General features: G+C 42.0%; 11 protein-coding genes and 2 pseudogenes. 10 read left to right on the forward strand and 3 right to left on the reverse strand.

From position 1 onward, the window contains the following. Window positions 1-308 precede the first annotated feature (308 nt). From cyoA to cyoE, 5 genes are read left to right on the forward strand one after another with little or no spacing between them, the layout of a single operon-like run. On the forward strand, window positions 309-1,223 hold the full coding sequence (cyoA, locus tag H5079_RS16610; RefSeq protein ID WP_086993897.1) for a ubiquinol oxidase subunit II: 915 nt from the start codon (window positions 309-311) through the stop codon (window positions 1,221-1,223). A 2-nt stretch (window positions 1,224-1,225) separates the two neighbouring features. Next, window positions 1,226-3,229 (forward strand): cytochrome o ubiquinol oxidase subunit I, encoded by a 2,004-nt coding sequence (cyoB, locus tag H5079_RS16615; RefSeq protein ID WP_182684504.1) that lies wholly within the window; start codon window positions 1,226-1,228, stop codon window positions 3,227-3,229. Further along, window positions 3,226-3,873, forward strand: coding sequence for a cytochrome o ubiquinol oxidase subunit III (gene cyoC, locus H5079_RS16620; protein WP_011328886.1), 648 nt, complete (start codon window positions 3,226-3,228; stop codon window positions 3,871-3,873). Before cyoB ends, cyoC begins: the two co-directional genes overlap by 4 nt. Continuing rightward, a complete protein-coding gene (cyoD, locus tag H5079_RS16625; protein WP_011328885.1) occupies window positions 3,873-4,232 on the forward strand; it encodes a cytochrome o ubiquinol oxidase subunit IV in 360 nt (119 codons plus the stop codon). The genes cyoC and cyoD overlap by 1 nt, the downstream gene beginning before the upstream one ends. A gap of 9 nt (window positions 4,233-4,241) precedes the next feature. Next, complete coding sequence (gene cyoE, locus H5079_RS16630) at window positions 4,242-5,126, forward strand: heme o synthase (RefSeq protein WP_011328884.1); 885 nt, start codon at window positions 4,242-4,244, stop codon at window positions 5,124-5,126. 185 nt (window positions 5,127-5,311) lie between these two features. Here the strand turns inward: cyoE and H5079_RS16635 are convergent, their stop codons facing one another. Both H5079_RS16635 and ettA read right to left on the reverse strand, forming a co-directional pair. Beyond that, entirely contained in the window at window positions 5,312-6,220 is a 909-nt protein-coding gene (locus tag H5079_RS16635; RefSeq protein WP_011328883.1) for a histone deacetylase, read from the reverse strand. Between the two features lie 86 nt (window positions 6,221-6,306). Further along, window positions 6,307-7,980, reverse strand: a complete 1,674-nt coding sequence (ettA, locus tag H5079_RS16640; protein WP_011328882.1) for an energy-dependent translational throttle protein EttA — start codon at window positions 7,978-7,980, stop codon at window positions 6,307-6,309. Window positions 7,981-8,220: 240 nt separating this feature from the next. On the opposite strand from ettA, the gene metA reads away from it, so the two are divergent. Genes metA through metH form a run of 3 tightly spaced genes read left to right on the forward strand, consistent with a single transcriptional unit; the run spans window position 8,221 to window position 12,880 of the window. Continuing rightward, on the forward strand, window positions 8,221-9,168 hold the full coding sequence (gene metA / locus H5079_RS16645; RefSeq protein ID WP_182684505.1) for a homoserine O-succinyltransferase: 948 nt from the start codon (window positions 8,221-8,223) through the stop codon (window positions 9,166-9,168). Beyond that, on the forward strand, window positions 9,158-10,237 hold the full coding sequence (locus H5079_RS16650; protein WP_011328880.1) for a homocysteine S-methyltransferase family protein: 1,080 nt from the start codon (window positions 9,158-9,160) through the stop codon (window positions 10,235-10,237). Before metA ends, H5079_RS16650 begins: the two co-directional genes overlap by 11 nt. Window positions 10,238-10,249: 12 nt before the next feature. Further along, complete coding sequence (gene metH, locus H5079_RS16655) at window positions 10,250-12,880, forward strand: methionine synthase (protein WP_011328879.1); 2,631 nt, start codon at window positions 10,250-10,252, stop codon at window positions 12,878-12,880. A 135-nt stretch (window positions 12,881-13,015) separates the two neighbouring features. Here the strand turns inward: metH and H5079_RS16660 are convergent, their stop codons facing one another. After that, window positions 13,016-13,504 carry an Sbal_3080 family lipoprotein gene (locus H5079_RS16660; RefSeq protein WP_011328878.1) on the reverse strand — a complete coding sequence of 163 codons (489 nt, stop codon included), beginning with the start codon at window positions 13,502-13,504 and terminating at the stop codon, window positions 13,016-13,018. Between the two features lie 137 nt (window positions 13,505-13,641). On the opposite strand from H5079_RS16660, the pseudogene H5079_RS16665 reads away from it, so the two are divergent. Further along, window positions 13,642-13,842 (forward strand): annotated as a pseudogene (locus tag H5079_RS16665) (transposase); the annotation flags it as partial. 177 nt (window positions 13,843-14,019) lie between these two features. Further along, window positions 14,020-14,336: pseudogene (locus H5079_RS16670) on the forward strand (transposase); the annotation flags it as partial.

Consider the following 14,336-nt stretch of genomic DNA (forward strand, 5'->3'; position numbering starts at 1 on the left):
CCTTGTTATTGGTTTAATTATTTTGTCTTGCTGTAAATAATTAGCCTGTTGTAAACAAAGTAGCTCAGTGTTTTTTAAACACATTTCAGCCAACCACCACTCACCCAAGTTAACTTTTATTACGTTATATAAATGCGTTTAGAAAGCTGGGTTTGTTGCTAGGTCTTTATTGGCATGAGCTTTAGATTTTGAATAGCCCCCTTATTTTTTATAATTTGATATTAGTTAACTTGGGTTTACCGATAAACCGTTGCTTAGCGCTATTTTAAAGCAGCACCTTAGAACTTTTAGGTTTGTAGGATAGTCCCTTGATAATTCGTAACCTCTGTAATATTGCTTTAGCTAGTACAGTACTGGCGTTGTCAGGCTGTAAAGGCGGGATACTCGATCCAAAAGGGCAGATAGGCATTGATGAGAAAAACTTAATCATCATAGCTACTGTGCTTATGTTACTGGTAGTGATCCCCGTTATTGTGATGACTTTATATTTCGCTTGGAAATATAGAGACACACAAACTCATGAAATTTACGCTCCCAAATGGGCTCATTCTAATAAGATTGAAGCTGTTGTGTGGGCTGTTCCTATTGTTATTGTTGTTATTTTAGGTGTTATTACTTGGCAGTCTACGCAAGCGTTAGACCCTTACAAGCCAATTGAAGGCAAAGGCAAGCACCTCACTGTAGAAGTGGTATCGCTAAACTGGAAGTGGTTATTTATTTACCCTGAGCAAGGCATTGCTACGGTTAACGAGTTGGTGTTTCCGGCAAATGTACCGGTTGAATATAAAATTACTTCAGAGAGCACCATGAATTCATTTTTTATTCCGCAATTGGGGAGTCAAATATACTCAATGGCTGGCATGGAAACCAAACTGCATTTAATCGCCAATGAACCGGGTACTTTTAAAGGTTTTTCGGCCAATTACAGTGGTGCAGGTTTTACCGGTATGAAGTTTAATGCCATTGCTACTCCTACCCAAGCCGGTTTTGACAAATGGGTAAGCGATATAAAAGCACAAGGTAATAACCTTACTCATGCAAATTATGTTGAGCTGGCTAAAGCGAGCGAAAACAACCAGGTGGCCTATTACGGCGACGTTGAAGCAGGCTTATTTCATACCATAGTGATGAAATATATGGGCGCACACGGCGATATGAATAAAAAGCACCCTGCAATGGGTGAGCATTCAACGCACTCATCTCACAGCCAAGGCGAGGAATAACCATGTTGTTTTTAGGTAAACTTTCAATGGATGCAATTCCGTTTCATGAACCCATTATTATGGTAACCATGGCCGTTATTGCATTAGCTGGGCTTATTATTGCCGGGCTTATTACAAAATATAAAAAATGGGGCGTGCTGTGGCGCGACTGGATCACCTCGGTTGATCATAAACGCTTAGGCGTAATGTACATTTTATTAGCGTTAATTATGTTATTTCGTGGGTTTTCTGATGCCATTATGATGCGTGCTCAGTTAGCACTTGCTACCAGTGGCGCTCCTGGATATTTGCCACCAGAACATTACGACCAAATATTTACCGCACACGGCGTTATTATGATCATCTTTATGGCCATGCCATTTATGATAGGTTTAATGAATATTATAGTGCCATTGCAAATTGGCGCACGTGATGTCGCTTTTCCATTTTTAAATAACTTAAGCTTTTGGCTTACTGCCAGTGGCGCTATTTTAATTAATTTGTCACTTATTTTTGGTGAGTTTGCAAAAACAGGTTGGGTGGCTTATCCACCGCTCTCGGAGCTAACTTTTAGTGCCGGGGTGGGGGTCGACTATTATATATGGGCGTTGCAAATATCAGGGCTTGGCACATTATTAACCGCAGTGAACTTTTTAGTTACCGTGTTTAAAATGCGTGCACCAGGTATGAGCTTAATGAAAATGCCGGTTTTTACTTGGACCTGTACATGGGCTAATATTTTAATTGCCGCATCATTCCCTATTTTAACAGCCGTATTGGCCATGCTAACGCTTGACCGTTATCTCGATTTTCACTTCTTTACCAATGATCTGGGCGGAAACGCCATGATGTACATCAACCTATTTTGGGCGTGGGGTCATCCAGAGGTTTATATTTTAGTGCTGCCAGCATTTGGTGTGTTCTCTGAAATAATTTCTACCTTTACCAGCAAACGTCTATTTGGTTATAAGTCGATGATTTACGCCAGTGGTGCTATCTCTATTTTAGGCTTTATTGTGTGGTTACATCACTTTTTTACCATGGGTTCGAGCGCCAACGTTAATGCGTTTTTTGGGGTAATGACTATGGTTATTGCCGTACCAACCGGGGTTAAGTTGTTTAACTGGTTATTTACTATTTACCGTGGCCGTTTACGTATAACCGTACCCGTATTGTGGACGCTTGGCTTTATGGTTACCTTTACCGTAGGTGGCATGACCGGGGTGCTATTAGCAATACCTGGTGCCGACTACGTACTGCATAACAGTTTGTTTTTAATCGCACATTTTCATAATACTATTATTGGTGGCGCGGTATTTGGCTACCTTGCTGGCTTTGCATTTTGGTTCCCTAAAGCAATGGGCTTTAAGCTAAATGAAGGCTGGGGTAAAGGCGCATTTTGGTGTTGGATTATTGGCTTTTTTGTCGCGTTTATGCCGCTGTACGTATTAGGCTTTTTAGGTATGACCCGTCGTTTAAATCACACCAATAACCCAGATTGGAATATTTGGTTATACATAGCTGCAGTAGGCGCAGTCATTATTATGTTTGGTATTATTTGCCAAGTAATTCAATTGTATGTGAGCTTTAGAGACCGTGAAGCACTTGACGATGCTACCGGCGATCCATGGAACGGTCACACGCTTGAATGGTCAACATCGTCACCACCACAGGCTTATAACTTTGCCCAAATACCGCATGTTGACGATATTGATGCCTGGACCGACATGAAAGAAAAAGGCGAAGCTTATCAAGGTAAAATAAGCTATAGCCCAATTCATATGCCTAAAAACACTTCGGCAGGGGTACTTATGGCTGCTAGTTTAACCGCATTTTGTTTTGCCATGATCTGGCATATTTGGTGGTTAGCTGCGGCAGGTTTAGTAGGAGGCATAGCTATATTTATCAAACGTTGTTATGCAAGCGATGTTGACTACTATGTGCAGCCCGACGAAGTAGCACGTATTGAACAAGCACATAACTTAAGTGTCACTATTTTAGCCACTGATAAGGAGCTAAACGCATGAGTACCTTGTCTGTTAGTCAAGAGTCAGTAACTTTAAACTCTGCAATTGTAAATACCAAACAGGATCATGATGCTCACGCGCATCATGATACCTCTAGTAATACTACTTTTGGTTTTTGGCTTTACTTAATGACCGATTGCCTATTGTTTGCCTCGTTTTTTGCTACCTACGCGGTGTTGTTTATGAACACCGCTGGCGGCGTATCGGGTAAAGATATTTTTGAACTCGACTTTGTAGCAGTAGAAACTGCCGCACTGCTTATTAGTAGTATTACCTTTGGTTTTGCAATGATAGCCGCGCAAGGGCAAAAAAAGGCGCTGACGTTAATATGGTTAGCGGTTACTTTTTGTTTAGGCGTGGTGTTTATTAGTATGGAGGTTTACGAATTTAATCACCTAATTGTGCATGGCAATGGTCCACAAAAAAGTGCTTTTTTAACCTCGTTTTTTGCATTAGTTGGCTTGCATGGTTTACACGTAACCGCAGGTTTAATTTGGATGAGTGTAATGATGATTGAAGTTGCTAAACGTGGCTTAGGTAAAGCAACCGTAACGCGTTTGAGCTGCTTAAGCTTGTTTTGGCACTTTTTAGATATTGTGTGGATTTGTGTATTCACCCTAGTTTATTTAATGGGAGCAATGTAATGAGCCACAGCGAAACACATGCTTTAAAGCAAATGCAAAATGAGCATCACCACGATGAATCTCACGGCAGTGTTAAAAGTTATTTAATTGGTTTTGTATTGTCGGTAATTTTAACCGCTATACCATTTTATATGGTAATGAGTGGCGACTTTTCAAAAGCAACCACGCTTTACAGCATTATTACTCTAGCCGTAGTACAAATTTGGGTGCATTTAAAATACTTTTTACACCTTAATTTTATTACCGAAGATGGCCGTGCAAGTACCTTCTCGTTTTTATTCAGTGCCCTAATTATTGTTATGGTGGTTGGGCTATCTGTTTGGATTATTTACGAATCTAACGCAATGATGATGTATTAGGAGCTAAAGATGTTTCGTCGTTATTTATCAGTAACTAAGCCAGGTATTATTATGGGTAACTTAATCAGCGTAGCGGGCGGGTTTTTACTAGCCTCCCGCGGTGATATAAACCCATGGCTAATGGTTGCTACCTTAATTGGCTTATCGCTAGTGGTTGCATCAGGTTGTGCTATTAATAATGTGATTGACCGAGATATAGATATTGCCATGGCGCGTACTCGCACCCGGGTAACAGTAACGGGCGAAATGTCTGCAATGGCTGCTTTATGTCATGGGGTGGTATTGGGGATTATAGGCTTTGGTTTATTAATAGCTTATACCACTCCTGCAGCAGTATTTTTTGCCGCCTTTGGTTACTTTATTTATGTAGGGGTTTATAGCCTTTACATGAAGCGTAACTCAGTTTATGGCACTTTTATTGGCAGTTTATCGGGGGCTGTGCCACCAGTTGTTGGTTACTGCGCAGTATCAGGGGAGTTTGATATGGGGGCATTAATTTTACTGGTAATGTTTAGCCTGTGGCAAATGCCGCACTCATACGCCATTGCTATTTTTCGCTTTAAAGATTACCAAGCAGCGGGTATTCCTGTATTACCTGTAGCGCAAGGTATTGATAAAGCAAAACGCCATATTGTGCTTTATATTGCCATATATGCCTTGGTTGTGATGCTGCTACCTATTAGTGGTTATACCGGAGCTGCTTTTATGGCGGTTGCCTGTATTACTAGTTTTTGGTGGCTGTTAATGGCGCTGCGGGGCTATCGTCGTAATATAGATATAAGCGGCTGGGCGCGTCAAGTGTTCGCGTTTTCAATTATTAATATTACTGCACTTAGTATTGCTATGGCGGTAGATTATCAAAGCATAGCGCCGCAGTTACTAGCCCTGAATTAAGTTTAAGTCGCGGTTAATTTAACCATACCTAGTTAATACACCTAGTTAATAGTACCGAGTTAATAGTACCGAGTTAATAGTACCGAGTTAATTCCAAAGTTAACAAAGGCTCTGAGATATTCGAGGAGCCTTTTTTCGTTTTAACGCCCGCTGCAATATGTATTTATACCAAAACTCTAAAACTATTAAAAACGTGCTGCTTGCTCAACTACAATGCCATGACGCTGAGCTAAACGCTGGTGATCTCTGTCGTAACCGCCGCCAATAACCGTAGCTACCGGAGTGTTGTGCTCAAGGCAGCGTTTAAGTACGAGATGGTCGCGCTGCTCTATACCTTGCCAGCTAATATCGAGTTTGCCTAAACCGTCTTGTTGCCACACATCAACTCCCGCATCGTACAGCACTAAATCGGGGTTTAGCTCTTTGAGCAAAAATTGTAGGGTGTCGTCAACTATGCCTAAATACTCAGCGTCTTGCATATTGTTAGTTAAACCAATATCTAAATCGCTAGGGGATTTACGAAACGGAAAGTTTTTTTCGCAATGAATCGAGCAGGTATACGCATAAGGCTGATGTTGCAGCATGGCCGCGGTGCCATCGCCTTGATGTACGTCTAAATCAAAAATAAGTACATTAGTAACCTCACCCGACTCAATTAATGTTTGCGTAGTAAAAGCCAAGTCGTTAACCATGCAATAGCCTGAGCCAAAATCAGTATGCGCGTGGTGTGTACCGCCTGCTAAATGGCATGCCATACCGTGTTTAAGGGCTAAGCGAGCGGTTTGTAGTGTACCTTGTGGGGCTGTAAAGGTACGCGCCATTAGCTCTTTTGACCAAGGTAGACCAATACGGCGCATGGCTTTTTCGTCTAATTGATTATGATATAGGTCGTGAATATAGTTTTCGCAGTGTACTAATTCTAGTGCCTCTGGCGTACCTAATAACGGCTGTACTAAGTTATCGCCAACTAATCCTAACTGCTTAACGTGCTGGTATAAATGTGCAAATTTACTCATTACAAAGCGATGTTTAGGATCAAAGCTAAACGAGTAATTAGGATGATAAACTAACGGCAAGTGAGGATTTAGGGTCATAAAATTCTATTTGTAGTTATAGTTATAAAACAAAAGCCCTACATAAATGCAGGGCTTAATTATTGCCTAGAGCTTAAAATTAGCTATTAACCAATCTTTTTGTACTTAATACGCTTAGGTTGAGTTGCCTCAGCACCTAACGTCTTTTTAAGCCACTCTTCGTACTCAGTGTAGTTACCATCAAAGAAGTTAATTTGGCCTTCGTCGCGGTAATCTAAAATATGTGTAGCAATACGGTCAAGGAACCAACGGTCATGCGATATACACATTACACAACCAGGAAACTCTAAAATAGCGTTTTCTAGTGCACGTAGTGTTTCAACGTCCAAGTCGTTAGTTGGCTCATCGAGTAGTAACACGTTACCGCCAGCTTTTAATAACTTAGCAAGGTGTAAACGGTTACGTTCACCACCCGATAGGTCTTTAACAAATTTTTGCTGATCGTTACCTTTAAAGTTAAAACGGCTAACGTAAGCACGGCTTGGGAACTCAAAATTACCAATTTTAAGTACGTCTTGCCCGTCTGATATTTCTTGGAAAACAGTTTTGCTTTCGTCCATACCGTCACGGAACTGATCAACCGTTGCAATGTGTACGCTTTCACCTATGGTGATGTTGCCGCTGTCTTGCTGTTGCTCGCCGCTGATCATTTTAAACAGTGTTGATTTACCCGCGCCGTTAGCACCAATAATGCCCACAATGGCACCTTTTGGCATGCTAAAGCTTAAATCGTCGATTAATACACGGTCGCCAAAGCTTTTACGTAAGTTAGTTATTTCAAGCACTTGATCCCCTAAACGTGGGCCAGGCGGAATAAACATTTCGTTGGTTTCGTTACGTTTTTGATAATCAGACTGCTGCATTTCGGTAAACTGCGCCATACGTGCTTTTGACTTAGCTTGGCGGCCTTTAGGGTTTGAACGAACCCATTCAAGCTCTTGCGCAATTGACTTTTGACGTGCTTTTTCAGATTTTTGCTCTTGTTGTAGGCGCGCATCTTTTTGCTCTAACCACGAAGAGTAGTTACCTTCCCATGGAATACCTTCACCACGGTCAAGCTCTAAAATCCAACCTGCTACATTATCTAGGAAGTAACGGTCATGCGTTACCGCCACAACTGTGCCTTCGTAATCGTGTAAGAAGCGCTCTAACCAGGCAACCGACTCAGCGTCTAAGTGGTTAGTTGGCTCATCGAGAATAAGCATGTCTGGTTTTTCAAGTAACAGTCGGCATATAGCAACACGGCGGCGTTCACCACCCGAAAGGTGCTCAATTTTAGCATCCCACTCAGGTAAACGTAGTGCATCGGCAGCGCGCTCTAAAACGTTGTCTATGTTGTGACCATCGTGCGCTTGAATAACCGCTTCAAGCTCGCCTTGCTCTTTTGCAAGTGCGTCAAAGTCAGCGTCTTCCATGGCGTATTCGTTATACACTTCGTCAAGGCGTTTAAGCGCGTATTTAACTTCGCCAACAGCTTGCTCAACGATTTCGCGTACGGTTTTGCTTTCGTCTAAAACAGGTTCTTGCGGTAAGTAACCAATTTTAGTGCCTGGTTGTGGAAAGGCATCACCTTCAAAGTCTTGGTCAACACCGGCCATAATACGTAGCAATGTTGATTTACCAGAGCCGTTTAAACCAAGCACACCAATTTTAGCGCCCGGGAAAAAGTGTAACGAGATGTCTTTTAAGATAGTGCGCTTAGGTGGCACAACCTTAGAAACTCGACTCATCGAGAATATAAATTTATCAGGTAAAACCATGGAAAAAACCTTCAAATAATAATAAAAATTACAATGCTCTATTGTAGTGGTTGACGGGTGAGGCAGTCAACGAATGGCCAATTTTAAACCGACAAACAAACTATAAAGTGCGCAAAAACGATTATAAAATAGGATGAAAAAATTTCATTTGGATATTTAGACATCTATACATCTATTGGTTGATATTTTTTCTTATCTGTTCATAATAAGTTTTCGGTTTTGATGAATAGGAGTAAAAGGATGCCAATTACAGTAAAAGACGAGCTACCAGCTATTGCTCGCCTGCGCCAAGAAAACGTATTTGTAATGCCACAAACTCGTGCAAAAACGCAAGAAATTCGCCCCATGCGTTTGGCTATTCTTAATTTAATGCCTAATAAAGTTGAAACCGAAGTACAGTTTATTCGTTTGCTTGCCAATTCGCCCTTGCAAGTAAATGTAGAACTACTGCGTCTAGACACTCATCGCAGTAGCAGTAATTCAGAGCAGCACCTAGACACCTTTTATCGTTATTTTTCAGAAGTAAAAAACAATAACTACGATGCATTAATAGTTACCGGCGCGCCGCTAGCGCATTTAGAGTACCAGGATGTAGCTTACTGGGATGAGTTTACCGCAATTTTAGATTGGGCTGAGCAGCATGTTACGTCTACACTTTTTTCGTGTTGGGCAGCGCATGCAGCGCTTTATCATCATTATAAAATAAAGCGCGATTTAAAAACCGATAAACTGTGTGGCGTATTTACGCACCAATGTTATTTTGAACATGGGGCGTTAACGCGCGGCTTTGACGACACCTTTTTAGTACCGCATTCGCGTTATGGCCATGTAGATGTAAATAAAATAAATGCTTGCAATGAACTAGTCGTGCTAGCGGGTTCTAAGAAAGTAGGTGCTTACTTAGTTAAAAATAAGTCGGGCAGCCAAGTGTTTATTACCGGCCACCCAGAGTATGACGCCGACTCGTTAAAAGCTGAATACCAACGCGATTGCGAAAAAAGCGACAATGCGCCCAAACCCGAAAATTACTTTCCAGATGATGATGCAACTAAACAACCTTCAAAAACGTGGCAAAGCCATGCTTTTTTACTTTTTTCGAACTGGTTAAATTATTACGTGTACCAAACTACACCCTATGATATTAATTTAGTTAGCCAAGACGTAAGGACTAACAACTATGCCGAATAACCCTCTTAATAATGACCAAAATAAGCACGACGAACTAAGTGCAGCGTTAAAAGAGCGAATTTTAATTTTAGACGGCGCTATGGGCACTATGATCCAAGCACACCAATTAGAAGAGCAAGACTATCGCGGTGAGCGCTTTAAAGATTGGCATGTACTTATTCGCGGTAATAACGATTTACTAAGCCTTACGCAGCCTAAAATAATTACCGATATTCATCGTAGCTTTTTAGCTGCCGGTGCCGATATTATCGAAACCAATACCTTTAACTCCACCACCATTTCGATGGAAGATTACGACATGGCTAATCTAAGCCGTGAAATAAACCTAGAGTCGGCAAAATTGGCACGGCTACTTTGCGATGAGTTTAGTGCTAAAACACCCGAAAAACCACGTTATGTAGCGGGCGTACTTGGGCCAACATCAAAAACTTGTTCATTGTCGCCCGATGTAAACGATCCGGGTTATCGTAATGTTACCTTTGATCGTTTAGTTACTGCCTATGTAGAATCGACCTTGGCACTGATGGAAGGTGGCGCCGATATTATTTTAATCGAAACCATATTCGATACCCTCAATGCTAAAGCTGCATCGTTTGCAGTAGAGGAAGCGTTTGAGCAAGCAGGGCGCACATTACCAGTTATGATCTCCGGCACTATTACCGATGCCTCTGGGCGTACGCTTTCGGGGCAAACTACCGAAGCCTTTTATAACTCTATTCGCCATATTAAACCGCTTTCTATAGGCCTTAACTGCGCCTTAGGCCCAGATTTACTGCGCCAATATGTGCAAGAGTTGTCGCGTGTATGCGAAACCTTTACCTCTGTGCATCCAAATGCAGGCTTGCCTAACGAATTTGGTGGCTACGACCTAGAAGCAAAAGAAATGGCAACCGAAATTATTGATTGGGGTAAGTCGGGCTTTATTAATATTGTAGGTGGTTGCTGCGGCACCACACCTGCGCATATTCGCGCCTTTGCAAAAGGGCTTGAAGGCGTTAAACCACGCCAGTTGCCAGAAATTGAAGTACGCATGCGTTTATCGGGCCTCGAAGCCTGTAACTTAAATTAAGGAGCCGCCAACATGACTCAAAAAATAGCAGTATTTACTAATGTCGGCGAACGTACCAATGTAACCGGCTCCGCCATGTTTAAACGTTTGATCATGGAAGAAGACTATGAAACCGCGTTAACAGTTGCTCGCGAACAAGTAGAAAACGGCGCGCAGGTAATTGATATAAACATGGACGAAGCCATGTTGGATTCAAAAGCCGCCATGGTTAAGTTTTTAAATTTAATTGCCTCAGAACCCGATATTTCTCGCGTACCTATCATGGTCGACTCCTCTAAATGGGAAGTAATAGAAGCCGGTTTAAAGTGCATTCAAGGCAAAGCCATTGTTAACTCAATTTCGTTAAAAGAAGGCGAAGAGCCGTTTATTCGTCAAGCCAAAACCATTAAACGTTTTGGTGCAGCGGCTGTAGTTATGGCCTTTGACACCGACGGCCAAGCCGCTACCGCCGATAGAAAGTTTGAAATATGTGAGCGTAGCTACAAAATATTAGTAGAAGAAGTTGGCTTTGCGCCCGAAGACATTATTTTTGACCCAAATATATTTGCTGTAGCCACAGGGATAGAAGAGCACGACAACTACGCGGTCGAATTTATTGAAGGCACACGGCGTATAAAGCAAAACTTGCCGCACTGTAAAGTGTCGGGTGGGGTGTCGAATGTGTCGTTTTCGTTTCGCGGTAATAACCCGGTACGTGAAGCCATTCACTCAGTATTTTTATATCACGCTATTCAAGCGGGTATGGATATGGGGATTGTTAACGCGGGGCAACTAGCCGTTTACGACGACATACCAGAAGAGCTACGCAAAGCCGTTACAGACGTAATACTCAATACTGACCCCGGTGCAGGCGAGCGTTTAGTAGAGCTTGCGCCTAAATACTCAGGTATGGCACAAGCCGAGCGCGTTGAAGATTTAGAATGGCGCAGTTGGAGCGTTGAAAAACGCCTTGAACATGCCCTTGTTAAAGGTATAACTACCTTTATAGACGAAGACACCGAAGAGTGCCGCGCTGCTGCCGCTAAACCTATTCACGTAATTGAAGGCCCGTTAATGGACGGCATGAACGTAGTAGGTGACTTATTTGGTGCAGGTAAAATGTTTTTACCACAAGTAGTTAAATCGGCCCGTGTAATGAAGCGCGCCGTAGCCTACCTAGATCCCTACATTGAGCTTGAGAAAGAAGAAGGTTCAACCAACGGCAAAATTGTAATGGCCACAGTAAAAGGCGACGTACACGACATAGGTAAAAACATTGTTGGCGTAGTACTGCAATGTAATAACTACGAAGTAATCGACTTAGGCGTAATGGTGCCTGCTGATAAAATACTGCAAACCGCAATCGACGAAAAAGCTGATATTATTGGTTTATCGGGGCTAATTACCCCATCGCTTGACGAAATGGTACACGTAGCCAAAGAAATGAAACGTCGTGGTTTTGAACTGCCGCTGTTAATTGGTGGTGCTACTACATCAAAAGCGCACACCGCCGTTAAAATTGAGCCTCAGTACGATAAAGGCGTAGTGTATGTAAGTAACGCCAGCCGTGCAGTGGGTGTGGTTTCAAACTTATTATCGAAAGAGCACAAAAGTGACTTTTTAGAAAAAACACAAGCCGAGTACGTGAAAGTACGCGAGCAACAAGCGCGTAAAAAACCACGCTCAAAACCAGTGACAATTCAGCGTGCTCGCGATAACGCCGCAAAACTCGATTGGGATAACTACACACCACCAGTGCCTAAACAGCTTGGCGTGCAAGAGTTTAAAAATGTATCTATAACTACGCTGCGTAAATACATAGATTGGACGCCATACTTTATGACCTGGTCAATTGCTGGTAAATACCCGCGCATAATGACCGATGAAGTAGTTGGCGAGCAAGCGCAAAGCTTATTTAAAGACGCCAACGACATGTTAGACGACCTTGAAAAAGCAGGCAGCTTGCAACCACTGGGTGTAATTGGTTTATTTCCGGCAAACCGCGTTGGCGACGACATAGAAATATACACAGACGAAACACGCAAAGAGGTGTTAACTACCTCGTGCCATTTACGCCAGCAAACCGAAAAAACCGACTTTGCTAACTACTGCCTAGCCGACTACATAGCCCCAAAAGGTACGCCAGATTACTTTGGCGCATTTGCAGTAACGGGGGGGTTGGAAGAAGACGACCTAGCTAATGCGTTTGACGCCCAGCAAGACGACTACAACAAAATAATGATTAAAGCCGTTGCCGACAGGCTCGCCGAAGCGTTTGCCGAGTACCTACACGAGCAAGTACGTAAAGAATACTGGGGTTTTGCACCAGATGAAAACCTAGAAAACGATGAGCTAATACGTGAAAACTACCAAGGTATTCGCCCTGCGCCAGGCTACCCAGCGTGCCCAGAGCACACCGAGAAAAAGAAAATTTGGCAGTTGCTCGACACCGAAAAACGTATTGGCATGCAGCTAACCAGCTCGTACGCCATGTGGCCAGGGGCTGCTGTTTCGGGCTGGTATTTCTCACACCCAGAGGCAAAATACTACGCAGTAGCCGCAGTACAAAAAGATCAGGTTGAAGATTACGCTAAACGAACCAATATGACGTTAGAGGAAGCTGAAAGGTGGCTATCGCCTAACTTAGGGTATGATCCGGAATAGAGCGGAGCGGTCAGTTATCAGTAAAACAAAAACGAGCCAAATTTGGCTCGTTTTTAACAACTATTGTGGCAAATTAATTCAGAGTCTAGAATTAATTGGCCACAACACATTAATTTTATTATTCAATTTTTTAGATTAGTTTTTGGGTTGGCCACCAAGACAAATCAGTTCATTGGCTTCTTCTTTGCTCAAGTCACTTAGGAGTAAATCTAAGGTGATCTCAGTGCGTCGTTGGGCTGAACCAAACTTGTCAAAACCACCACACTTCACGGTGTCAATTTTTACCAGTGCGATAGTTTGGCTGTTGTCTTTTATCTCAATGTTCAAATAGCGCATATAACTAGCCATGTCCCACCACCAGTTTGCAGAGTAAGTCAGCTTAGGGTTATTTGTTACGTTAGAGTTAGACTGTGAAATATCGACAATTTGATATTTAAAGCCGTATTTATCTAACTTGCCAGCAATGATATGTTTAATTGAATCTTTAGTTTTACCATCATCGATTATTTGTATATTTTTGTTTGTTAAACTTTTTGAATCTAGTTTTTGAAGCTCAACAATTGCATTGTTAGCACAACCAGAGAGTAACAATATTGTAGATATAGCGGTGAAGCATCTTAACATTAAATTAATTTCCAATAATTATATAGATCTTATAAATAATACCATGGTAAAAATTAAACAGACACCCACCTTAATATTTGTAATATCAGTGTAATTAACTATGCTCTGTTTAGTGCAATAATTAAGCAGGGTGTCACATGGCTATCGCAAGAAAACGTCAGGTTAGTTTGGTCGATACAAAATACTACCACTGTATTTCGCGCTGTGTACGCCGTGCATTTTTATGCGGCGTAGACAACTTTACTAATCAATCGTATGAACATCGCAGAGGGTGGGTTGAAAGAAAATTACTTGCCCTCGCTAACGTATTTTGTATCGATGTGTGCGCGTATGCAGTAAGGTAAAAATTGAACAGACACCCACCCTAATATTTGTAATATCAGTGTAATTAACTATGCTCTTTTTAGTGCAATAATTAAGCAGGGTAAAAATTGAACAGACACCCATCTTAATATTTGTAATATCAGTGTAATTAACTATGCTCTTTTTAGTGCAATAATTAAGCAAGGTGTCACATGGCTATCGCAAGAAAACGTCAGGTAAGTTTGGTCGATACAAAATACTACCACTGTATTTCGCGCTGTGTACGCCGTGCATTTTTATGCGGCGTAGATCACTTTACTAATCAATCGTATGAACATCGCAGAGGGTGGGTTGAAAGCAAGTTACTTGCCCTCGCTAACGTATTTTGTATTGATGTGTGTGCCTATGCAGTAATGAGTAATCACACCCACTTAGTACTCTATGTTGATGATAAAAAAGCCAAGCGACTAACCGATAAAGCCATTATTCAGCGGTGGCACAGGCTTTGTAAAGGCACTGTACTCACTAA

Origin of the sequence: Pseudoalteromonas sp. SG44-5, assembly GCF_014164175.1 — a bacterium.
GTDB lineage: Bacteria > Pseudomonadota > Gammaproteobacteria > Enterobacterales > Alteromonadaceae > Pseudoalteromonas > Pseudoalteromonas nigrifaciens.

Coding starts and splice junctions, on each gene's coding strand:
- cyoB (WP_182684504.1), top strand. CDS start 1,226: ATGTTGTTTTTAGGTAAACTTTCAATGGATGCAATTCCGTTTCATGAA.
- cyoC (WP_011328886.1), top strand. CDS start 3,226: ATGAGTACCTTGTCTGTTAGTCAAGAGTCAGTAACTTTAAACTCTGCA.
- cyoD (WP_011328885.1), top strand. CDS start 3,873: ATGAGCCACAGCGAAACACATGCTTTAAAGCAAATGCAAAATGAGCAT.
- cyoE (WP_011328884.1), top strand. CDS start 4,242: ATGTTTCGTCGTTATTTATCAGTAACTAAGCCAGGTATTATTATGGGT.
- H5079_RS16635 (WP_011328883.1), bottom strand. CDS start 6,220: ATGACCCTAAATCCTCACTTGCCGTTAGTTTATCATCCTAATTACTCG.
- ettA (WP_011328882.1), bottom strand. CDS start 7,980: ATGGTTTTACCTGATAAATTTATATTCTCGATGAGTCGAGTTTCTAAG.
- metA (WP_182684505.1), top strand. CDS start 8,221: ATGCCAATTACAGTAAAAGACGAGCTACCAGCTATTGCTCGCCTGCGC.
- H5079_RS16650 (WP_011328880.1), top strand. CDS start 9,158: ATGCCGAATAACCCTCTTAATAATGACCAAAATAAGCACGACGAACTA.
- metH (WP_011328879.1), top strand. CDS start 10,250: ATGACTCAAAAAATAGCAGTATTTACTAATGTCGGCGAACGTACCAAT.
- H5079_RS16660 (WP_011328878.1), bottom strand. CDS start 13,504: ATGTTAAGATGCTTCACCGCTATATCTACAATATTGTTACTCTCTGGT.